This window comes from Chryseobacterium sp. CH25, from assembly GCF_004119455.1.
In the GTDB taxonomy this organism is placed as follows: domain Bacteria; phylum Bacteroidota; class Bacteroidia; order Flavobacteriales; family Weeksellaceae; genus Chryseobacterium.
Window position 1 is genome coordinate 90,024 of the sequence record NZ_NRQT01000010.1, and the last position, 21,419, is coordinate 111,442.

Consider the following 21,419-nt stretch of genomic DNA (forward strand, 5'->3'; position numbering starts at 1 on the left):
AAGCTTTTCCAGTTTATTTTTTTCACAATCGTTTTCACAATCTCCTACTCAGAAAAAGCATGTAAAAAGTACAATGCTTCCTGAAATCACTACACTTACCGAAAACATGGTATACAAAACCAGTAAAAAAGGAGACTCTCTAAAGCTGGATCTTTATATGCCGAAAAATGCTTCTACTGAAAAAATCCCTGTATTAATCTATGTTCACGGTGGCGGCTGGATAGAAGGTGATAAAGAAATTCATGCAGATGATTATGTTGAAAACACAATCAAAAAACTAACCGTCAAGCAATATGCTGTCATCAGCATCAATTATACTCTTTTGAATGAGAGAACCCACTTTCCATTGCCACTGGAAGATACTAAGGACGCAATAAGATGGGTAAGAAAGAATGCCGAAAAATATAATTTTGACACTAACAATATTGGTCTTTTTGGAGCTTCTGCAGGAGCACACCTGTCTTTAATGGCGGCTTATTCTCCTGATAATACTTTTATTGGAAGCCCTGAGCTTTCTTCCTATTCTTCAAAGGTTAATTATGTCATCGATCACTATGGCCCTGCAGATCTGAATCAACTTTTCCACACCGGATTAGGAACAATTCCGGTTTCTCTGGTGAAAATGATTTCAAAAAAGATTGTTGATCTGCAACAAGGTCTTGTAAAAGGAATTTCCGGCTATGATCTGAATAAAGATCAGGGCAGGGCAATTGAATATTTAAAAACCATTTCCCCTGTTACGTATACTTCAACCGGTGTTCCTACCTTGATTGTTCAGGGAAATCAGGATAAGATAGTTCCATTAAAGCAATCAAAAAAATTACACAGAAAATTAAAACGAGCCCATATTGAAACTTCGCTAATAGTTATTGATAAAGGAGTTCATAGCTTTTCAACTACAGATAAAGGTACACTGGATAAAATGACGGACCAAATGGTGGACTTCATTATCTCACAGAAGAAATAATATACATTCCTCAAGATTAAATAAATACAAACAATTATAAATCAAAATTTTAAATAAAACAAGAATAACAAATCTGCTAGTTTAATATACATATCAATATTTTTTATCTGAAAATTAATTACCTTGGCTATTGTTTAAATTATTCATAATAAAAACAATACTTTAATTAATTATTCACCAAAGAAATAAGCAATATGGATTCCCTAAACAATATCAATGCTCTTACCCTTATATTTGCATCTGTTCTTATTTTTGCGATAGCATACCGTTTCTATGGTATTTTTATCGCCAATAAAGTTCTCAGACTTAATGATCAGAATGTAACCCCCGCGGTAGAATTTGCTGATGGCAAAGATTATGTTGCTACTAATAAAAATGTACTCTTTGGACATCATTTTGCGGCCATTGCTGCTGCTGGACCATTAGTAGGACCTGTTCTTGCAGCGCAGTTCGGATATCTTCCCGGTGCATTATGGATCTTAATAGGTTGTGTATTAGGCGGTGGAGTTCACGATATGGTCGTTCTCTTTGCTTCTGTAAGACATAAGGGCCAAAGTCTTGCCACCATTGCCTCAAAAGAAATTGGAAAAGCTACCGGAACCGTAGCCGGCTTCGCTATCCTTTTTATCCTAGTTCTTACATTAGCTGGCTTATCTTTAGCCTGTATCAATGCCATGCATGAAGCCGCTTGGTCTCTTTTTACGGTTGTCATTACAATGCCAATTGCCATTATTATGGGACTTATTATGCGCTATAAAAAGAACAGTGTTCTGTTTGCAAGTATCTTAGGCGGGATTCTTTTGATTGCCGGGATTATCGGTGGACACGGGCTGATGCAGAATCCTACTATGAATAATTTATTTTCATGGGATATTAAAACCATCTCTATTGCCATTCCATTGTACGGTTTTATTGCTTCTGTATTACCGGTATGGTTGCTTTTAGTTCCAAGAGATTATCTTTCCACTTACTTAAAAATAGGAACCATTATTATGCTGGCTATTGGTGTAATTGTTATCCATCCTACAATACAAATGCCCGCTATTACAGCTTTTGTAAATGGTGGCGGACCCATTATAGGCGGACCAGTACTTCCTTTTATCTTTATTGTCATTGCCTGTGGAGCCATTTCCGGATTTCATGCTGTGATTGCTACGGGTACTACTCCGAAAATGCTTAATAAAGAAAGAGAAATTCTTTTTGTGGGATATGGAGCTATGTTGGTAGAAGGTTTTGTAGCATTGATGGCACTTATTGCGGCTTGTACATTGATGCCGGGTGATTATTTTGCCATCAATACGCCTAAAGAAGCTTATGATTCATTTCTGGCAACACACCCTTCTCTACATGGAGTAGATATAGATTATTATTCGCAGAAAATAGGAATTGACCTTTATGGCAGAACCGGTGGTGCGGTATCTTTAGCTGTTGGGATGGCCCATATTTTCAATAAAATCCCTTATATGGATCAGCTTACTGCCTATTGGTATAATTTTGCAATTATGTTTGAGGCTGTGTTTATCCTTACTGCAATTGATGCAGGAACAAGGGTTGGACGCTTCTTTTTACAGGAAATGCTGGGTTCTGTAGTTCCAAAGTTTAACGATAAAAACTGGATTCCCGGCATTATTATCAGCAGCCTTCTTTTCACTTTCGCCTGGGGATATCTGGTGTATACTGGAAATGTAAACAGCATCTGGCCTTTATTCGGAATCAGTAACCAGTTATTGGCTGCCTGTGGACTTATTGTCTGTACAACAATGCTGATAAGAATGAACAGAGGAAAATATGCATTATGTTCAGCTGTTCCCGGAGTTTTTATGGCCGGAATTACCTTCTGGGCCGGTTATATTCAGGTAACTTCTATTTATATTCCTAAAGGGCAGTATCTACTGGCTGCATTGGCAGCAACTGCAATGATCCTGATGCTGATTGTATTCATAGGAGCTTTCAGAAAATGGTATCAATTACTACAAATCAACAAAACAGAGATCGACCATTATGGAGAACCTGTGAAAGAGCTAGTGGAGAGATAATGTGCTTTCTGCAAAATCTGTTAAAGGCTTTTGCTTCCTCTGATAATTTTTATACATTTGTTTTGCTTTAGGGGTATTCTGAAAAGAATTGAGAGAGTCCCTTTGAACCTGATACGGCTTACACCGACGTAGGGAAAAGCAAAATGACATGATTTCTTATGTCTTTTGTTCCGGATTTTTTCCTAAAGCTATTTTTATATTTAATAATAACAATGGAAAAAAATCTCTGGCAACAAGTTCTGCTTGTAAGACAACAATCTCCTCTTGTTCATAATATTACCAATTATGTGGTGATGAACAATACCGCCAATGCTCTTTTGGCTGCAGGAGCCTCTCCTATTATGGCTCATGCCAAATCAGAAATCCGGGAAATGATTAATATAGCCCATTCTGTGGTAGTTAATATCGGCACTCTGGATGAATATTGGTCAGAGTCTATGCTGATGGCCGCAGAAACAGCAAATACCATTCATAAACCATGGGTACTGGATCCTGTGGGAGCAGGAGCTACTTCATTCCGTGATCAGATTTTACACCAGCTGTTACAATTTCAGCCTACAGTAATCAGAGGAAATGCTTCTGAAATTATTGCTCTCGCCAAAATCAATACAACTGTCACCAAAGGAGTAGACAGTACTGCAAAAAGTATTGATGCTGTGGAAGCTGCACAAATCCTGGTGAACCAATACAATACCATTGTGTGTATCTCCGGTGAAACGGATATTATTCTTAGCCAAAATCAATCTATGCACATCAAAAACGGACATGCTCTTATGACCAAAGTAACAGGGCTTGGGTGTTCTGCAAGTGCATTAACCGGAGCATTCATCGCCGTTGCAGAAGATAAAGTAGCAGGTACGGCTGCGGCTATGTCGTTATTGGGAATTGCAGGTGAAATTGCTGTTCTCGAAAGTAAGGGCCCTGGTAGCCTTCAGGTCAATTTGATTGATAAACTATATAATATGACCGAAGAAGAATTTATCAGTCATTTAAAAATAGAAAAATCATGAATGTAAATCCTTTCCCTTACTCATTATACCTGGTGATTTCTGAAGCAGACTGTATGGGGAAAAACTTTCTGGAAGTTGCAGAGCAGGCTATATTAGGTGGTGTAGATATTATACAGCTTCGCGAAAAAAAAGACAGCACTGAAGCATTTCTTCAAAAAGCCATGCAGCTTATTGAAATCACAAATAAATATGGCATTCCACTTATTATTAACGATAATATCACCGTTACTGAACAGGTAAATTCAGCGGGAATACATGTGGGCAACAGTGATGAAACACCTCAAAATCTAAGAAAGCGTCCTTTGCTCAGGGATAAAATGATCGGTTACTCAATAGAATATCTGGAGCAGATTAACAATGAACAAACTGCAGTAGCAGACTATCTGGGAATAAGCCCTATTTTTAGAACAAAAACTAAAACAGATACTGTTACGGAATGGGGATTGGAAGGAATTTCTCAAATCAAGCAGCTTACAGAAAAACCTTTGGTAGCAATAGGAAACATTCATCTGGAAAATGCAAGGTCAGTCATTAATGCCGGAGCTGATTGTCTGGCAGTAGTTTCTGAAATATGCAGCGCTACCAATCCTCAAAAGGCTGCTTATGAATTAAAAAATGAAATTGTAAAATGAAAAAGTACAAATACCCTTCAGTATTAACGATTGCTGGTTTCGATGGAAGTGGTGGAGCTGGTATCCAGGCGGATATTAAGACTACTTCTGCTTTAGGATGTTATTCGACTTCAGTATTAACAGCTCTGCCCGTGCAAAACACACAAGGAGTACAAAAAATATATCCTATTCCTTTAGAAGCCGTTGCAGATCAGATTAAAGCAATTCTTGACGACATAGTTCCTGATGCTATAAAAATTGGAATGGTTCATACTCCTCAACTGGTAGAAACCATTGTTTCCACATTAGCCGGGTACTCTAAAATACCGATTGTCTTTGATCCCGTAATGGTTGCCACCAGCGGGCATCGTTTGATTGAAGAAGAAACCATCACAGCACTCATTGAAATGCTATTTCCTATTGCAGATGTTATCACTCCCAATATGGATGAAGCCGCCATTTTAGCAGATATGAAAGTAGGTACACTTGAAGATTTATACACTGCAGGAATCAGGATAAAAAAACTGGGATGTAAAACTATTCTTCTTAAAGGCGGACATCAGGAGACTTCAACAATTACCTCTCTCTTTTATGATGAACAGGAGAATTTTCATTCCTTCGAAACACTGAAATTTAATACCAATAATACCCACGGTTCAGGATGTACGCTTTCATCTGCCATCGCTACCTATATTGCCCAGGGTAAAACCTTGTATGAGGCTGTTTCTCTTGGACAGCAATATATCTACGAGGCTATAGAAAACGGAACAGATGTACAGACAGGTCATGGAAACGGGCCACTGAACCACTTTTTTAACCCACAAAAACTTATCAAAAATGAAATGGTCTGAACAAACCTGGAATACTATAGAAAAACATTATCAGTCTATCCTTGATATGCCTTTTATCAAAGAATTATCCCATGGCAGTTTACCACAGGAAAAATTCCGCTTTTATATGGCTCAGGACTCCTTATACCTGGAACATTTTGGAAGATCTCTTTCTATTATTGCAGCAAAGATACCAGATCTTCAGGATGTTCTTGCCTTTATGCGTTTCGCTGAAAATGCTATCGTAGTAGAGAATGCTCTTCATGAATCCTATTTCAAAGATTTTGGGCTCACTGATAAAGGAGTTTTACAACCGGCCTGCCATCATTATATTCACTTTCTGAGAAGTACCGCGGCACTGGAATCTGTGGAAGTTGCCGTTGCAGCAGTCCTTCCATGCTTCTGGATTTATCGTGAGGTTGGAAATTATATTTATGAGATTCAGAATACAGTAAACAATCCTTATGAAAAATGGATTGCTACTTATGCAGGAGAAGAATTTTCAGTGGCAGTAGATCAGGCTATTTCTATCTGCGATCAATTGGCTGAGAACAGCACCGAAGAAATTAGAAAAAAATGGCAGAAGCCTTTATCACTGCATCCAGAATGGAATATTACTTTTGGGAAGCAGCTTATGATTTGAGAACATGGGAATAAACAGCTTGGAATCTGCCTCAATCATACTTAATCTTACAAACCATTAAAGTAAAAAACGGAACCAAAAAATCGGTTCCGTTTTTTATAGATACAAAATTTGATTAAAAGTTGAAATTAAGTCTTGTAAAAACATATCTTCCGTTCTGCCCAAACTGTGAAGTGGAGCGCGAGTAAATAAACTGATCGTTATTACTTGAAGCGGGTAAATTTTTGGTAGGATAAATATCAAACAAATTGTTAACTCCTATTGTTAATCCTACATTTTTTGTAAACTGATAGGCCGCTGAAATATCCGTAATAATTTTATCTCCTATGGTCTGGTGTTCTCTAGGATCAAGGATACCATCACCATTCACATCAATATTATCTGCTCCGGTTACTTTTCCGAAATAGGTATTTCTAAGGTAGAAACTTGCTCCTTTCCATGTTAGCGTGTGGGAAAGACTTGCTTTTACTCTTGGTACAGCTTCTTCCAGATACACTCTTGATTTTTCAGAGAAATAAACTTTTTCAAGTGCCGGAGATTTTAATAATCCGGCTGAATGAATCTCTCCTACCTGCTTAGTTTGATTTAAGTTGATGGCGAAGTTATTATCTAATTTTATACCTGAAAATCTTGCATTATGGGCAATAACAATGTCCAGTCCCTTTGTTTCCGTATCAATGGCATTGGTGAAAAACTGAGCGGCATTCACATTCAATTTATCAAATTCGACCTGAGCATCAGCAGGAACATCTTTTCTTAAGAATTGATCGGTAAGAATAATTCTGTTGTCAATTTTAGTAAAATATCCATCAGCAGTGAAGGTCAAATTCACAGATGGAATTTTATAAGTAAATCCTAAACTTGCAGATTTTGAGGTTTCCTGTTTTAATTTTGGAATATTCAACTGTCCTGCCAATCGGGAATCATTGCTGTATGTTCCTACTTCAAGAAGTTGGCCACCGGTAAATAAGGTAGAACTTACATTATAATAAATCTGATGAATAGATGGTGCTCTGAATCCGGTAGACCCTGCAAATCTCACATTGAAATTAGGAGCCACTTTGATTCTTGAAGCTAATTTATAATTGAATGTAGATCCGAAATCTGAATAATTTTCATATCTGGCCGCTGCATCCACCAACAACCAGTTGGTAAAGTTTAATTCTATATCTGCGTAAGCCGCCAATGACTGTCTGTTCTTATTCACAGCGTTTTCAGGTTTAAATCCACCGAATACCTGTGAACCTCCCGGAAGAGGCTGCCCAAAAAGTCTGTAGGTCTTTTGGTAGTATTGTTCCAAGGATTTCCCAAAACATCATAGGTTGTATACGATGCCTCTTCCCCAGCTGTCATTTTAAAGTTTTCAAAACGGTGTTCTCCACCAAATGCTACGTTCATTCCTTCCAATACATCATATTTCTTAGAGAAATCTAAATTGATGGTATTTTGAGTAAATCTTAATCCACCTGCATCAAACTCATTAGGGGAAGCAAATCTTAAAGAAGTATTTCCTGTATTACGAATGTTATAAGTGAATGAATTCTGTCCGAAAGTATTACTGAAATCAATATTCCAGCCCTCCCATTTTCCTTTGATTCCTGCAGCTAATGAAATATCCTGAATATCTGTTCCTATCTGTGGCAGATAGCCATTAGGATACAAACCTGTAAAAGTTCTGCTTTCTCTTGGTCTTCTGTAGAATCCTCCTGAAACACCATGTCTTAAGCTATATCCGCCAAAAGTATATACCTTCCAGTTATCACTCACAGGAACCTCAGCATTAATGAAAAGCTGATGGTTATTAAGCTTGGACTGTCCTACCTGCATATTGAAATCTTTTCTTGTCTGCCCTCTGTAAGCAAGCTCCTGATCAGTAACATCAAAATTCAATAAAGACTGAAGTCCTTTCTGGATAACATTCCCTGCTCCGTCTTTTATATCCTGAATCGTATTAGCACCTTGGATACCTGCTAATTGGCCAGGAGTAAAATAATTGACTCCCTGAGCATACTGATGAATGTAGTTGATAATTTGCTGTGAATTGGATGTATTTCCAATATCAGTAAAAAGAGAAGAGAGATTTACTCCATCTTTCAAAGCCCGTTGCTCAATGGCGTTGTAAGCATTATAAAGCGTTCCTGATTCTGTTCCGGCTCTATAAGTAGGATTTCTGAATTGGGAAGACCATGTAATATTGAAAAAACCGCCTTTTGTTCCAATCTTATTACCATAATTTAGGTCTAATTGAATATTCTGTCCATCAAAATTTCCGGTGTGGTCATTAGCGGTAGGCGTTAAATTTCCACCATAACTGATCTGACCAGCCAGTTTACCGGTATCTCTTTTCAGTTCAAGGTTCATTACCCCAGCGATAGCATCAGATCCATATTGTGCGGCAGCTCCATCTCTTAAAACTTCTATTCTGTTTAAAGCGAAAGAAGGAATGGCATTCAAATCTGTTCCTACCGTTCCTCTTCCAGGAGTACCGTTGACGTTAACCAGTGCAGAGGTATGTCTTCTTTTTCCATTAACCAATACCAAAACCTGATCTGGTCCCAGGCCTCTTAACTGTGCTGGATCCAAATGATCTGTTCCGTCAGAATTGGTTTGAATCGTAGAGGTAAAAGAAGGGGCGATCGCATTTAAGATTTGTCCGATATTAGATTGTGGAAGAACTACTGAAGCTTCCTTCAGATTGAATACATCCACAGGAACCGGGCTGTCTGCCTTCGATCTTGCCCCGGCTCTGGAGCCCAGGATAATCACTTCTTCTACTTTATTTGTATTAACGCTGTCTTTTTTTGTTTTGATACTGTCCTTTTCCTGTCCATAGGTAAAAACGCCCAGGAAAAATAAAACAGAGGCCGAAAAAATAGTCTTTTTATTACTCATATCATTCCATCAATTTGATTAAACATTTATGTTTTTTGCAGGTGCAAATGTAAAGCATATTTATTAGTCTACAAAATTAATAGACTTTGTTTTTGTAAAAAATGATAATCGTTTCTTTCTATCCCTTATTAAAATTACTATTTTTCCAATAAGTTGAAGATATTTCATAAAAAAACGGACTCAAAAAATGAATCCGTTTATATTATGTAAAAGTTATTTTTTAAGCTTAAATCTTCGTTAGTTTAGCATATTTCAGAATCAGGTTCTTCTCCCCTTCGTGTATGAATACTACTTTTGCTTTGATATTCTGAGGATCTGTTCCGTCTAAGAAAGCAACCTCTCCTATTCCAAAACGGTCGTGTCTTACTTTATCTCCCACTTCAATATCCTGAGAAGAGGCTCCACTTGGATTGATAATTTTGGCTGTACTTACCGGTTTCAGTTTTCTTACCTCCGGTGCAGGTTTTGAATTATCTTCACCTCTGTTAAGCGTCTTTTTCTCTACCTTCTTGAAAGATTTCATTTCAGATGGGTGTTCATCAAAAATATTGGATTTCACCCCTGCATTATTGATAAACCTCTTCTCCATTGCGGGATTAAGAAATTCAATATATTCATCATCAATCTCGCTCAGGAATCTTGATGGTTCTGCATCAGTAATTTTACCCCATTGGAAACGGGAAACAGCATATGAGAAAAACACTTGCTTTTCAGCTCTGGTTAAGGCCACATAAAATAATCGTCTCTCTTCTTCAAGATCTTCTCTGGTTGCAGAACTCATAAAACTTGGGAAAAGATTTTCTTCAAGACCTACCAGGTGAACAACAGGGAATTCCAGACCTTTGGAAAGGTGAATCGTCATCAGAGAAACCATATCATCTTCTAAATCCTTATCCTGAGTATCTGCCGATAGGGCAATATTTTCAAGGAAATTAGAAAGACTCGGGTCTCCGTCTTCCAGCTGCATCTGTTCTTCAATAAACCCTTGCATGGAGTTCATCAATTCCTGCACGTTTTCCACTCTTGAAATTCCTTCCGGAGTCTGGTCGTCTTTTAAGAACTTAATCAACCCACTTCGTTTTGCTACTTCCATGGCAACGCTGTAAGCCGTTTCAGTCTTCAGCAGCACCTGGAATGCTTTAATCATGGACCAGAAGTCGTTCAGTTTGTTTAAAACCCCATTATTCAGTCCTAATTGAGGAGCATAAATAGGTAAATTATCAAGAACTTTTGCTACAGGAAGATTCTGAGCGTCTGCAAAAACGATCAATTTATTCTGTGTGGTATCTCCAATACCTCTAGCCGGATAGTTGATGATTCTCATCAGGGCTTCCGAGTCATTTTCATTGATTAAAAGACGCAGATAACCTATTAAATCTTTAACTTCTTTTCTTTGGTAGAATGAAAGTCCACCATACACTTTGTACGGAATATTTTTACGTCTCAAAGCATCTTCAAATGCTCTGGTCTGAGAGTTTGTTCTGTATAAAATAGCAAAATCACTATATTTTCTTTGGTCACGATTGCGAAGTTCCCAGATATTTCCGGCTACGAAGTTAGCTTCATCAGCATCAGAAAGAGAGCGATAAATTTTAATTTTATCTCCTTCTTCGTTATCACTGAAAACATTTTTCTTAAACTGCTGTAAGTTTTTAGCAATAACAACATTCGCAGCGTTTACAATATTTTGAGTAGAACGGTAGTTTTGTTCCAATGATACTGTAATAGCATCCGGGTAATCTTTTTTAAAATTCAGGATGTTATAAATATTAGCCCCACGGAAAGAGTAAATAGACTGAGCATCATCTCCTACCACACAAATATTTTCAAACTTGGAAGCTAAAGCTTTCACAATAAGATACTGAGAGTGGTTGGTATCCTGGTACTCATCTACCATGATGTATCTGAATCTGTCCTGGTATTTCGCCAATACTTCAGGGAAACGCGTCAGTAATTCATTGGTTTTTAATAACAAATCATCAAAATCCATTGATCCGTTTTTGAAACACTGCTCTACATACCTCTGATAGATCTGCCCGATAAATTTCATATTCGCTTTTTCATCAGCCTCCATTAATTCCGGATTGTTGAAGTATGCTTTAACGGTAATCAGGTTGTTTTTATAGGTTGAAATTCTTGCCTGAACTTTCTTTGGTTTATAAAGATCGGCATCAATATTCATATCCTTCAATACTTTTTTAATCACATTCAGGGCATCCTGCTGGTCATAAATGGTAAAATTGGAAGGATAGCCCAGATAATGAGCTTCAATTCTTAAAATTCTCGCAAAAACCGAGTGAAACGTTCCCATCCAAAGACTTCTTGCATTGCTGTCTCCCACTACCTTTGCGATACGCTCTTTCATTTCACGGGCCGCTTTATTGGTAAAGGTAAGTGCCAGGATATTGAAAGGGTCTATTCCGTTATGGATAAGGTGGGCAATACGCATGGTAAGCACACGTGTTTTTCCGGAACCTGCTCCTGCAAGCACCATCAGAGGGCCTTGTAAAGAGGTAACGGCTTCATATTGTGATTCGTTGAGTCCTTTCAGATAATCCATACTGCAAAAAATTTTGGGAACACAAAATTAAGGTATTCAGAGGAGAATTCAAATTATGAAATGGGAATGGTGAATTTTTGCTTCACAAATGAATGGTAAATGGTTACAGTCTATAAAAGTAGAGAGGTATGCTGAAAGAAATATTGATCTTATTCTCAATTTATTTAAACGTGAATGGTGAATGTGGCTGCAGCTCATAAAATTGACAAGCGAAGCGAATTGACCATTGACCATTCACTATTCACTATTAACCTTCTTCTCTCAACTTCTCGCTCTATTTTGTAACATTTAATTCACTTTTCCTACTTATTGATAAACAATTTCTAACTTTATGAAAAAGCGACTTCTTTCGGCTGCTGCCGTAGCTTTCTTCGGGCTCATGCTGAATGCACAGCAAATTAAATTCGAAGAGTATGATCTTCCCAATGGTCTTCACGTAATTCTTCATCAGGATAATTCGGCTCCGGTAGTCACTACAGGTGTTATGTATCATGTAGGAGCAAAAGATGAGGTAAAAGGAAGAACCGGCTTTGCCCACTTCTTTGAACACCTATTATTTGAAGGAACTCCTAATATCAAAAGAGGAGATTGGTTTAAAATTGTTTCTTCAAACGGAGGACAAAACAATGCCAATACCACTAACGACAGAACGTATTACTACGAAACATTCCCTTCCAATAATGAACAGCTTGGACTTTGGATGGAGGCTGAAAGAATGCGTCATGCGGTTATTAACCAGGTTGGAGTAGACACCCAGAGAGAAGTGGTAAAAGAGGAAAAAAGGTTAAGAATGGATAACCAGCCTTATGGAAATCTTTTCACAACAATCCAGAAAAATCTGTTTACCAATCACCCTTACAATTGGCCAACTATCGGATCTATGGAAGATCTTAACTCGGCTAAGCTTGAAGAATTTCAGGCATTTTATAAAAAGTTCTACGTACCGAACAATGCTACTTTAGTGGTTGCAGGAGATATTAAACCTGAACAGACTAAAAAATGGATTGAAGAATATTACGGAGGGATTCCAAAGGGAACCGTATATCCAAAAGATTTCCCTAAAGATGCTCCAATCACTCAGGAAAAAGAGGTTACTGCCACTGACCCTAACATTCAGCTTCCTGCTTATGTTTTTGCTTACAGAACTCCAGCCAATAAAGAAAAAGACGCTTATGTTTTAGATATGCTTTCTTCTTATTTAAGCAATGGAAAGTCTTCTGTTTTGTATAAGAAATTGGTTGATCAGGATAAAAAAGCGCTTCAGGTAGCTGCTTTCAATCAAGGGTTAGAAGACTACAGTATTTTTGCATTCTTTGCTATCCCAATGGGACAGACATCTAAGCAGACATTACAGACAGATATTGATGCCGAGATTAAAAAACTTCAGACAACTTTAATTTCTGATGAAGATTATCAGAAGATTCAGAACCAGTTTGAAAACCAGTTTGTAAATCAGAATTCAAGCATTCAGGGGATTGCTGCTTCTTTAGCAACTAACCACGTATTGATGGGAAATACAAACCTTATCAATAAGGAGATTGATATCTACAGATCTATCACCAAACAGGATATTCAAAATGCAGCTAAAAAATATCTGAATTCCAACCAAAGAATCATTATCAACTACGTTCCTGAGAAAAAATAATTTACCCATGAAAAAGCAATTCACTTATATAGCAGCGGCATTTTTATTTGCAGGAATGCTTTCTGCCCAAAAAATTGACCTTAATGCAATGCCAAAACCGGGACCTACTCCTGCCATCAACATTGCTAAACCAAAAACATTTCAACTGAGCAACGGATTAACCGTAATGGTGGTTGAAAATAATAAACTTCCAAGGGTAAATACAACCCTTTCCATGGACAGACCACCTTATCATGAAGGAAATATTGCTGGAGTAAGCGAAATCATGGCCAGCCAGCTTGATAACGGAACTACCAACCTAAGCAAGGATGAATTTAATAAAAAAGTAGACTTTCTAGGAGCCAATATCAATTTCTCTTCTAATGGAGCTGCTTCAAATTCTCTTTCAAAGTATTTCCCAGAAGTATTAAGCTTAATGGCTGATGCCATCGTTAATCCTAAATTCTCTGCTGAAGAAATTAAAAATGCCAAGGAGAGAACTATTGAGGGCCTAAAAGCTGATGAAAAAAATGCTTCATCCATTGCTGAAAGAGTATCTACTGCTCTTATGTATGGAAAAAATACATCAAGAGGAGAATTTGAAACTATTGAATCTATCAATAAAATTCAACTGGCGGATGTTCAGAATATTTACAATAAATACTACTCTCCGGATAATGCTTATTTAGTAATTGTAGGAGATGTAAAATTCGATCAGATCAAGCCTTTGGTTGAGAAAGCCTTTGGAAGCTGGAAAAAATCAAATACAAAGTTTGCAGCTTTGGAACCTGCATCTAATGTTTCCAAAACAGAAATCAATGTGGTTGATGTACCGTCTGCTGTACAATCTGTACTGTCTGTAAGCAACCTTAACAACCTTAAGATGAAAGATCCACACTACTTCTCTGCTACTATGGCCAATTATATTCTTGGCGGCGGCGGTGAAGCAAGACTTTTCATGAACCTCAGAGAAAAGAACGGGTTTACATACGGAGCCTATTCAAGCATGAATGCCAGTAAATATTCTCCCGATTTCTCAGCAGAGACCAGCGTAAGAAATGAGGTTACAGATAAAGCTGTAAAGGAAATGATGAACGAACTTAATGCTATTTCCACTGTAAAACCTGAGGAATTGGATAATGCTAAAGCTAAACTGAAAGGTTCTTTCATTATGTCTTTAGAAAAACCTGAAACCATCGCTAAGTTCGCATTGAATCAAAAAGTTCAGGATCTTCCTGCTGATTTTTACACCAATTATTTAAAATCTATTGATAAAGTTACCGCTGCGGACGTTTCTAATGCGGTAAAAGCTACAATCCTTCCGAACCAGAGCAGAATCTTCATTGCAGGTAAGGCCTCTGATATTGCTGAAGGACTTGAAAAACTTGGATACCCTGTAAAATATTTTGATAAGGAAGCTAATCCGGTTGCAAAACCTACAGCACAAAAAGTTGATGCAAATGTAACCATTGGCTCTGTAGCAGATAAATATATCAATGCTATCGGTGGTTTAGCAGCAGTTCAAAAAGTGACTTCTATTACCGCTGATGCTACAACCAAGGTTCAGGGAATGGATATGACCATGAAACTGATCCAGGGGAAAGGCGGAAAGATGATGATGGAGATGAAAATGATGGGCAACACTCTTCAAAAAATCGTTTTTGATGGTAAAGACGGATATGCAGAAGCACAGGGACAAAAAATGCCTCTGAATGACAAACAGAAAGCTTCTATGGCAGAGCCGGAGCTTTTCCCGGAACTTACTTTTGCTAAATCAACTGAATTTAAGTTAGCAGGAATCGAAAAATATAACAATGAAGATTCTTATGTGGTAAAAGGACCAAAGCAGACTTATTACTACAGCGTAAAAACAGGTTTAAAGACAGGTGAGATAAAAGTTGGAGAAGGAGGTTCTATGCCTACAAATTTCTCTGATTATAAAGAGGTATCAGGAGTAAAACTTCCATTCACAATTATCCAGAATATGGGTGGAATGGAAATTAACCTAGCTGTACAGTCTTATCAGATTAATCAGGCCAAGGATTCTGATTTTAAATAAAAAACAAAACAATTTTACAGAAAAGGTTATCTCAATTTGGGATAGCCTTTTTTTATTTACGATCACTCATAAATAAAATATCGATACTACAATGAATCTGCGTGATCTGCAAAATCTGCGGGAAAATTAATCCCCCAAGGAGTCATTTCCATATTTCTATATTATCTCTACCTCAGTTTTAAGTATAAAATCATTGTTTGATTTTTATTTTTTTTGTTATTCTGCCATATTTACCAGCATCTTTTTTTGTTGTTCAGTAAAAAAAGATTAAATTTGCCCATTCAAAAAGATATCAGAATTAATGGATACTATATTTACACTATTGATGGTTCTTATTATGATTGCCAGTGTTTTATTGGTGATTGTTGTTATGGCTCAAAACCCAAAAGGTGGAGGTCTTTCCAGTACGTTCGGAGGGGCATCTTCTGCTCAGTTTGGAGTACAGAGAACCAATGATTTCATGGAAAAAGCAACATGGACTCTAGGCGGAACTATCATCGTTCTTATCCTTATAAGCGTTGTTATCACTGGTAAACCGTCACAAGCGGCCCCAGCTCAGCAACAACCAGCTAAAAAAGAAGCTCCGGCAAAACAATCTGCTCCGGCTTCTTCAACTACTACTGCACCGGTTTCAACACCAGCTGCACCAGCTAAATAAGAAGATTATTTTTCTACATACAATAAAAAAGCAACTCAATTTGAGTTGCTTTTTTATTATACTCTATTTTTACAATTTAATTTATGTAAGAAAGTTATAAAGCAGACATAAGTATTACACCCATCCATGTCTTCCAGCTTCCAGCCCAATTACTTCAGCTTAATCTTCTCAATCTGGTGACGAAGCTTCAGCCCTGCTTTCAGGAATGAATACTGCATCGGTTTTGATTCTTTGTAGTATTTATCAATAAAGATTTGCATTGCTCCATAGAAACGGTTCAGATAAACATCATTCTTCACTGTGCTTTCTCCTTTATGATGAAGAAGAGAAGCCTTACCATAGTAATAATTTCTATAACCATTTCTGATTAAAGTGTAGCAAAGATCAATATCCTCACCATACATGAAATAGGCTTCATCCAATCCCCCTATCTTTTCATAAACCCCTTTTTTAACCAATAAAAATGCTCCTGTCATTACTTCCACTTCAGCTATAGCATCTTCATCAATATCATTTCTGTAATAAGATTTGGAATTATTTTTCTTAAAATTAGTAAACAGCTTTTCAAAAGAATTGAACATATCCGGAACCGAACGTTTGCTTTCCGGAAGAAAAACTCCCTCAGCATCATGCATCCGTATTCCAAGGCATCCGAAATCTGGTTGGCTATCTGAAAAATCTAAAAGATCCTTCATGTAAAAGCCTTCCAATTCTGTATCGGGATTTAGTAGGAGTACATATTCTCCTTTTGCACACTGTATCGCCTGATTATTAGCTTTTGAAAAACCGCCGTTTATATCTGAAGGAATAAAATGTACCTCTGGAAACTCTGAGATGAGTTCCCGCCATGTGTTGTCTGTAGAAGCATTATCTATTACTATCACCTCATATTCTACTTCTTTTACATATTGCTGAATAGATAAAAGACAGCTTTTAAGCAATTGGGTAACATTGTAATTAACAATAATAATAGACAGCTTCATATTAATCCTTTTCGTTGTAGGGTAATCTGTTGATAATAGATCTTCCGAGTGAAATTTCATCTGCATATTCCAATTCATCCCCTACTGAGATTCCTCTTGCAATGCTTGAAAAATTCACATTAAAGTTTTTAAACTTTTTATAAATATAATAGGCAGTGGTATCGCCTTCCATTGTAGCACTCAGTGCGAAAATAAATTCTTTTACCCCGCCCTCATTCAGTTTTCTTTCAATACTAGGAATATTCAGCTGGCTTGGCCCTACTCCTTCCATCGGAGAAATTTTACCACCCAATATAAGATACTTCCCACCGTATTTCCCAGTATTTTCAATGGCAATAACGTCTCTTACATCTTCAACAATGCAAATCAGTTCACCACTTCTCTTTTCATTGCTGCAAATCTCACAGATGTCAAAATCAGAAAAATTATGACATTCTTTACAGTATTTTATTTCATTGACAAGATTAATCAGGGAATTTCCAAGGCTCACCGCTCTGGAATTAGGTTGCTTTAATAAATGTAATGCCAATCTCAAAGCTGTTTTTCTGCCGATCCCAGGCAACCCTGAAATTTCATCAACTGCCTTTGCCAACACTTTACTCGGGTAATCCATAGCTACAAAAATAAGCAATATTTAAGGAAAATAATCTATCCTGAAGAGGAGTTTTTAGATTTAGAAATATGGGACATGAAGTGAATGGTCAATAGTCAATTCGCTGCGCTTGTCAATTTGATATTTAAAGTTTAATGTTATTACAGTTTAGTAATTCACTATTCACTTGCGAAGCAAAATTCACCATTCACATTTAAAATTTAAAGACTTCCCCTGATATTTTTGCAGTTCATGTCTATTATCTATCCTTCCCCAATCCCTTACCTGCAACTCTTACAATACATTGTCTCATTATGATATTTTAAACTCCAATTCGGCCATTATACCCCGTAACTATAAAAAAACAGCTATATTTGCGGCTCAATTAAATATGAAAAAAAAATAAACTAACACATGGTACTTAACAACTTAAATTACCCACTGGATTTCAAGTTTAAAATTTCGACACTATCCAGCGATTTCAACATTACTGACAAAAATGGGAATTACGTAGCATACGTACGTCAGAAAATGTTCAAACTGAAAGAAGACGTTATCGTTTTCAATGATGAAAGCAAATCAAAAGAACTTTTCAGAATCAGAGCCAACCAATGGATTGATTTCAATGCTTCTTATTCTTTAAATGATATTGTAGACAATAAAAACTATGGTAGATTGGCTAGAAAAGGAATGCGTTCTATCTGGAAAGCAAGTTATGATATCCTTGATTCTAAAGATCAGCCAAAATTCAAAGTACAGGAAGACAGTGCATGGGTAAGATTCTGGGACAGCTTCGTAGGAGAGCTTCCAATCATCGGAATGTTTACAGGATATTTTCTTAATCCATCTTATACAGTTACCGGTATTGATGGAAAAGCATACTTCAAACTTAAAAAAATGCCTTCATTCTTCGGAAGAAGATTCCAATTAGACAGATTGATCGACATTGATGATGAGGAAGAAAGTTTAGTAATCCTTTCATTATTAATGATGACCCTTCTTGAAAGAGCAAGAGGCTAACATTTCAAAACCACAAACACATGAAATACCTAATCATTTTATTTTCTGCCTTTCTTTTAGTAGCCTGTAAAAAGGACAAAGAAACTGTTTCTGCAAACACAACAGCAGATTCTTCAAATATTGCTAAAGATTCTGCTATGGCAAGTATTCCTTCCGGAAAAATTCAGATTGAAACCATTTCATTTCCTGAAGAAATCAAAGAATGTTCATGCTATTTCGCGAGAAACAAATCTGATTTTGAAGCTGAAAAATACATCTATGCAGATGATGCCGGAAAAACAGCTTATATGAAACTGGATGGTAAAAGACTCGCTATGAACCTGATCTCTTCAAGTGATATGGAAGTAGACGAAGAGCTTACCAAGGAAATAGAAAATGAAGGTTATAAAATCTCCGTAAAAGGTAAAAAGATTAAAGGTGAAGAAGCCTTACTCTTTGAAGGTACCCTAACGATTGAAAAACCGGACGGCAGTACTATTACAACCCCAATCTATGGAGAATGTGGATGTTAAAATCAAAAAATGAATACGCTTATTCTAAAATTTGCTAATTCATTCTTTTATACCTCATAAAAATGCTTCTGTATTCCACGGAAGCATTTTTTATTTTGTAAATTTGAGAAAAATAAATTTCAATGGCATTATCTAACATAGAACCGCAGATAATCTGGAAAAACTTCTCCAAATTAAATGCAGTTCCAAGACCATCTAAAAAAGAGGAAAAAGTAATTGCTTTCATCAAAGGATTTGGTGAAGATCTAGGCTTAGAAACTACTGTAGATGAAGTAGGAAACGTAATTATTAAAAAACCTGCTACTGCAGGAATGGAAAACCGTAAATCTATTGTGCTTCAGTCGCATTTGGATATGGTTTGCCAGAAAAACAATGACGTTAATTTCGATTTTGAAACAGAAGGAATCAAAATGGAAATTGATGGGGATTGGGTAAAAGCAAAAGGAACTACTTTAGGAGCTGATAACGGTTTAGGAGTAGCTACCATTATGTCTATTCTTGAAAGTTCAGATATTCCTCACCCAGCATTGGAAGCTTTGTTCACGATTGACGAAGAAACAGGAATGACAGGAGCTATCGGTTTAAAACCAGGTCAGCTTACCGGAGAAATCCTATTAAACCTTGATACAGAAGAAGATGATGAGATTGACATAGGCTGTGCCGGAGGTGTTGACGTTACCATCACTCAAAACTATGCAACAGAAGCTCCAAAAGGGCAGGTTGTAAGAATTGAGGTGAAAGGTTTACAGGGTGGACACTCAGGAATGGATATCCATAAAGGTTTCGGAAACGCAAACATTATCCTTGGAAGACTTCTTTACAAAGGATTGGAAAACCAAAATATAGAACTGATCTCTATTGACGGAGGTGGATTAAGAAATGCGATTCCAAGAGAAGGTGTTGCTATCATCTCTGTAAGAAATGCTCAGGAGTTCATCCAGGAAGCTACTGTTCTTAAAGCAGAAATTTTAGAAGAATTTGCATCTGTAGAAGCAGGTCTTCAAATTAATATTGAAAACTCTACATCTTCTGACAAAGCTATTTCAGAAGCAGATTCTAAAAAAGTAATCCTTACTTTAAAAGGTCTTCACAATGGCGTTTACAGAATGAGTCCTGATGTAGCAGATCTTGTAGAAGCCTCTAACAACGTTGCAAGAGTAGAATTAAAAGGCGGAGAATTAAAGATTCTTAACCTTACCAGATCTTCAGTAGACTCTTCTAAATATTCTACAGCAGAACAATTGAAATCTGTAGCAGAATTGGCTAGAATGAATGTAGTATTCAGTGGTTCATACCCAGGATGGAAACCAAGACCTGGATCTGAAATTGTACAGATCATGGAGAAAATCTATACAGAGAAGTTCAATGAGAAACCTCATGTAGTAGCTTGTCACGCAGGTTTAGAATGTGGTATCATTGGAGCTAACTATCCTGAAATGGAAATGGTAAGTTTCGGACCTACCATCAGAGGAGCTCACTCTCCTGATGAGAAGGCTAACATTCCTTCTGCTCAGAAATTCTGGAGCTTCCTGAAAGATATTTTAGCGAATATTCCTCAGAAATAGAACATTACAACAACGATATTAAATATCCAAAGTCTTTTGATTTTGGATATTTTTAGTTTACATCATTACATCCAATATTAACCCATTAAAAATAATTAATAGCTCACAGATTAAAAGAACGTAACATTTCAATATATCTCTGAATATTTCACTAACTTATTTAGCTTTAATGGGAAAAACATTTAAATATGAAAAGTATTACAGTATTCTGCGGCTCAAGTTTTGGTACAGATAAAATCTATGAAGAACAGGCATTTTTACTTGGTCAGACTTTAGCAAAGCAAGACATTCAGCTTATTTATGGCGGCTCGGAAACCGGTTTGATGGGAACAATAGCCAATGGAGCCCTAAGTGAAAACGGAAAAGTAACCGGCGTTCTTCCCCATTTTTTACAAACCAAAGAAATTGCTCATAAAAACCTTACCGAATTGGTTATCGTAGAAACCATGCACGAGAGAAAAACGAAAATGAGTGATCTTTGTGATGGTGTGATCGTTCTTCCCGGCGGCTATGGAACCTTGGAAGAGTTCTTCGAAATGATTACATGGGCACAGCTTGGTCTTCACAAAAAACCTATCGGTATTTTGAATATTGACGGGTTCTACAATGATCTGATTAATTTAGTTGAAAACATGGTAAATAAAGGCTTTTTAAAGGCTGTCAACCGGGATATGCTTCTCATCAGTGACAATATAAATGATCTGCTTGAAAAAATGAGAAACTATCAGGCTCCTACTGTTGGAAAGTGGATTTCTAAAGAAGAAGTTTAATTATAAAAAGAGGGAATATTTTTAGAGTATTCCCTCTTTTTATATATCTATTTAAATTTCTATCATCATTTCTTAGACATAGTTTAG

At 36.9% G+C, this 21,419-nt stretch carries 16 protein-coding genes, 1 pseudogene and 1 riboswitch; of the genes and pseudogenes, 13 read left to right on the forward strand and 4 right to left on the reverse strand.

The window, feature by feature from the left end; all coding sequences use genetic code 11:
• The first annotated feature begins 73 nt into the window (after positions 1-73).
• From BOQ64_RS19190 to BOQ64_RS19215, 6 genes are all read left to right on the forward strand, one after another.
• The gene (locus BOQ64_RS19190; protein WP_410494483.1) at positions 74-967 is read left to right on the forward strand and encodes an alpha/beta hydrolase fold domain-containing protein; all 894 of its coding nucleotides are present in this window, start codon (positions 74-76) and stop codon (positions 965-967) included.
• 194 nt (positions 968-1,161) lie between these two features.
• Positions 1,162-3,003, forward strand: coding sequence for a carbon starvation protein A (locus BOQ64_RS19195; RefSeq protein ID WP_185147087.1), 1,842 nt, complete (start codon positions 1,162-1,164; stop codon positions 3,001-3,003).
• Positions 3,004-3,062: 59 nt separating this feature from the next.
• A riboswitch (TPP riboswitch) is annotated at positions 3,063-3,155 on the forward strand.
• A gap of 60 nt (positions 3,156-3,215) precedes the next feature.
• Positions 3,216-4,013 (forward strand): hydroxyethylthiazole kinase, encoded by a 798-nt coding sequence (gene thiM / locus BOQ64_RS19200; protein WP_185147088.1) that lies wholly within the window; start codon positions 3,216-3,218, stop codon positions 4,011-4,013.
• Positions 4,010-4,645, forward strand: coding sequence for a thiamine phosphate synthase (thiE, locus tag BOQ64_RS19205; protein ID WP_129059010.1), 636 nt, complete (start codon positions 4,010-4,012; stop codon positions 4,643-4,645). The genes thiM and thiE overlap by 4 nt, the downstream gene beginning before the upstream one ends.
• Positions 4,642-5,475 (forward strand): bifunctional hydroxymethylpyrimidine kinase/phosphomethylpyrimidine kinase, encoded by an 834-nt coding sequence (gene thiD, locus BOQ64_RS19210; protein WP_129059009.1) that lies wholly within the window; start codon positions 4,642-4,644, stop codon positions 5,473-5,475. Before thiE ends, thiD begins: the two co-directional genes overlap by 4 nt.
• The gene (locus BOQ64_RS19215) at positions 5,462-6,097 is read left to right on the forward strand and encodes a TenA family protein (RefSeq protein WP_317127669.1); all 636 of its coding nucleotides are present in this window, start codon (positions 5,462-5,464) and stop codon (positions 6,095-6,097) included. Before thiD ends, BOQ64_RS19215 begins: the two co-directional genes overlap by 14 nt.
• A 115-nt stretch (positions 6,098-6,212) precedes the next feature.
• Here the strand turns inward: BOQ64_RS19215 and BOQ64_RS24945 are convergent.
• Both BOQ64_RS24945 and BOQ64_RS19225 read right to left on the reverse strand, forming a co-directional pair.
• Positions 6,213-8,989, reverse strand: a pseudogene (locus BOQ64_RS24945) (TonB-dependent receptor plug domain-containing protein).
• A gap of 226 nt (positions 8,990-9,215) precedes the next feature.
• A complete protein-coding gene (locus BOQ64_RS19225) occupies positions 9,216-11,549 on the reverse strand; it encodes an ATP-dependent helicase (RefSeq protein WP_129059007.1) in 2,334 nt (777 codons plus the stop codon).
• 331 nt (positions 11,550-11,880) lie between these two features.
• Here BOQ64_RS19225 and BOQ64_RS19230 point away from each other — a divergent pair, with 331 nt between their 5' ends.
• The 3 genes from BOQ64_RS19230 (at position 11,881) to secG (ending at position 15,890) form a co-directional block, all read left to right on the forward strand.
• On the forward strand, positions 11,881-13,194 hold the full coding sequence (locus BOQ64_RS19230) for a M16 family metallopeptidase (protein WP_129059006.1): 1,314 nt from the start codon (positions 11,881-11,883) through the stop codon (positions 13,192-13,194).
• Positions 13,195-13,201: 7 nt separating this feature from the next.
• Positions 13,202-15,232 carry a M16 family metallopeptidase gene (locus BOQ64_RS19235; protein ID WP_129059005.1) on the forward strand — a complete coding sequence of 677 codons (2,031 nt, stop codon included), beginning with the start codon at positions 13,202-13,204 and terminating at the stop codon, positions 15,230-15,232.
• A gap of 301 nt (positions 15,233-15,533) precedes the next feature.
• Positions 15,534-15,890 carry a preprotein translocase subunit SecG gene (gene secG, locus BOQ64_RS19240; RefSeq protein WP_129059004.1) on the forward strand — a complete coding sequence of 119 codons (357 nt, stop codon included), beginning with the start codon at positions 15,534-15,536 and terminating at the stop codon, positions 15,888-15,890.
• A 149-nt stretch (positions 15,891-16,039) separates the two neighbouring features.
• Here secG and BOQ64_RS19245 read toward each other — a convergent pair whose 3' ends face one another.
• Positions 16,040-16,879: a glycosyltransferase family 2 protein gene (locus BOQ64_RS19245; protein WP_129059087.1), complete on the reverse strand. Its 840-nt coding sequence runs from the start codon at positions 16,877-16,879 to the stop codon at positions 16,040-16,042.
• Positions 16,875-17,486, reverse strand: coding sequence for a recombination mediator RecR (gene recR, locus BOQ64_RS19250; protein ID WP_129059003.1), 612 nt, complete (start codon positions 17,484-17,486; stop codon positions 16,875-16,877). The genes BOQ64_RS19245 and recR overlap by 5 nt, the downstream gene beginning before the upstream one ends.
• A 393-nt stretch (positions 17,487-17,879) precedes the next feature.
• Here recR and BOQ64_RS19255 point away from each other — a divergent pair, with 393 nt between their 5' ends.
• From BOQ64_RS19255 to BOQ64_RS19270, 4 genes are all read left to right on the forward strand, one after another.
• The gene (locus BOQ64_RS19255) at positions 17,880-18,485 is read left to right on the forward strand and encodes a hypothetical protein (RefSeq protein ID WP_129059002.1); all 606 of its coding nucleotides are present in this window, start codon (positions 17,880-17,882) and stop codon (positions 18,483-18,485) included.
• Positions 18,486-18,505: 20 nt separating this feature from the next.
• Positions 18,506-18,997 carry a hypothetical protein gene (locus BOQ64_RS19260; protein ID WP_129059001.1) on the forward strand — a complete coding sequence of 164 codons (492 nt, stop codon included), beginning with the start codon at positions 18,506-18,508 and terminating at the stop codon, positions 18,995-18,997.
• Positions 18,998-19,119: 122 nt separating this feature from the next.
• Positions 19,120-20,562, forward strand: a complete 1,443-nt coding sequence (locus BOQ64_RS19265; RefSeq protein ID WP_129059000.1) for an aminoacyl-histidine dipeptidase — start codon at positions 19,120-19,122, stop codon at positions 20,560-20,562.
• Positions 20,563-20,750: 188 nt separating this feature from the next.
• A complete protein-coding gene (locus tag BOQ64_RS19270) occupies positions 20,751-21,332 on the forward strand; it encodes a TIGR00730 family Rossman fold protein (RefSeq protein ID WP_129058999.1) in 582 nt (193 codons plus the stop codon).
• The last annotated feature ends 87 nt before the right edge of the window (positions 21,333-21,419 follow it).

Coding starts and splice junctions, on each gene's coding strand:
- BOQ64_RS19190 (WP_410494483.1), top strand. CDS start 74: ATGCTTCCTGAAATCACTACACTTACCGAAAACATGGTATACAAAACC.
- BOQ64_RS19195 (WP_185147087.1), top strand. CDS start 1,162: ATGGATTCCCTAAACAATATCAATGCTCTTACCCTTATATTTGCATCT.
- thiM (WP_185147088.1), top strand. CDS start 3,216: ATGGAAAAAAATCTCTGGCAACAAGTTCTGCTTGTAAGACAACAATCT.
- thiE (WP_129059010.1), top strand. CDS start 4,010: ATGAATGTAAATCCTTTCCCTTACTCATTATACCTGGTGATTTCTGAA.
- thiD (WP_129059009.1), top strand. CDS start 4,642: ATGAAAAAGTACAAATACCCTTCAGTATTAACGATTGCTGGTTTCGAT.
- BOQ64_RS19215 (WP_317127669.1), top strand. CDS start 5,462: ATGAAATGGTCTGAACAAACCTGGAATACTATAGAAAAACATTATCAG.
- BOQ64_RS19225 (WP_129059007.1), bottom strand. CDS start 11,549: ATGGATTATCTGAAAGGACTCAACGAATCACAATATGAAGCCGTTACC.
- BOQ64_RS19230 (WP_129059006.1), top strand. CDS start 11,881: ATGAAAAAGCGACTTCTTTCGGCTGCTGCCGTAGCTTTCTTCGGGCTC.
- BOQ64_RS19235 (WP_129059005.1), top strand. CDS start 13,202: ATGAAAAAGCAATTCACTTATATAGCAGCGGCATTTTTATTTGCAGGA.
- secG (WP_129059004.1), top strand. CDS start 15,534: ATGGATACTATATTTACACTATTGATGGTTCTTATTATGATTGCCAGT.
- recR (WP_129059003.1), bottom strand. CDS start 17,486: ATGGATTACCCGAGTAAAGTGTTGGCAAAGGCAGTTGATGAAATTTCA.
- BOQ64_RS19255 (WP_129059002.1), top strand. CDS start 17,880: ATGGTACTTAACAACTTAAATTACCCACTGGATTTCAAGTTTAAAATT.
- BOQ64_RS19260 (WP_129059001.1), top strand. CDS start 18,506: ATGAAATACCTAATCATTTTATTTTCTGCCTTTCTTTTAGTAGCCTGT.
- BOQ64_RS19265 (WP_129059000.1), top strand. CDS start 19,120: ATGGCATTATCTAACATAGAACCGCAGATAATCTGGAAAAACTTCTCC.
- BOQ64_RS19270 (WP_129058999.1), top strand. CDS start 20,751: ATGAAAAGTATTACAGTATTCTGCGGCTCAAGTTTTGGTACAGATAAA.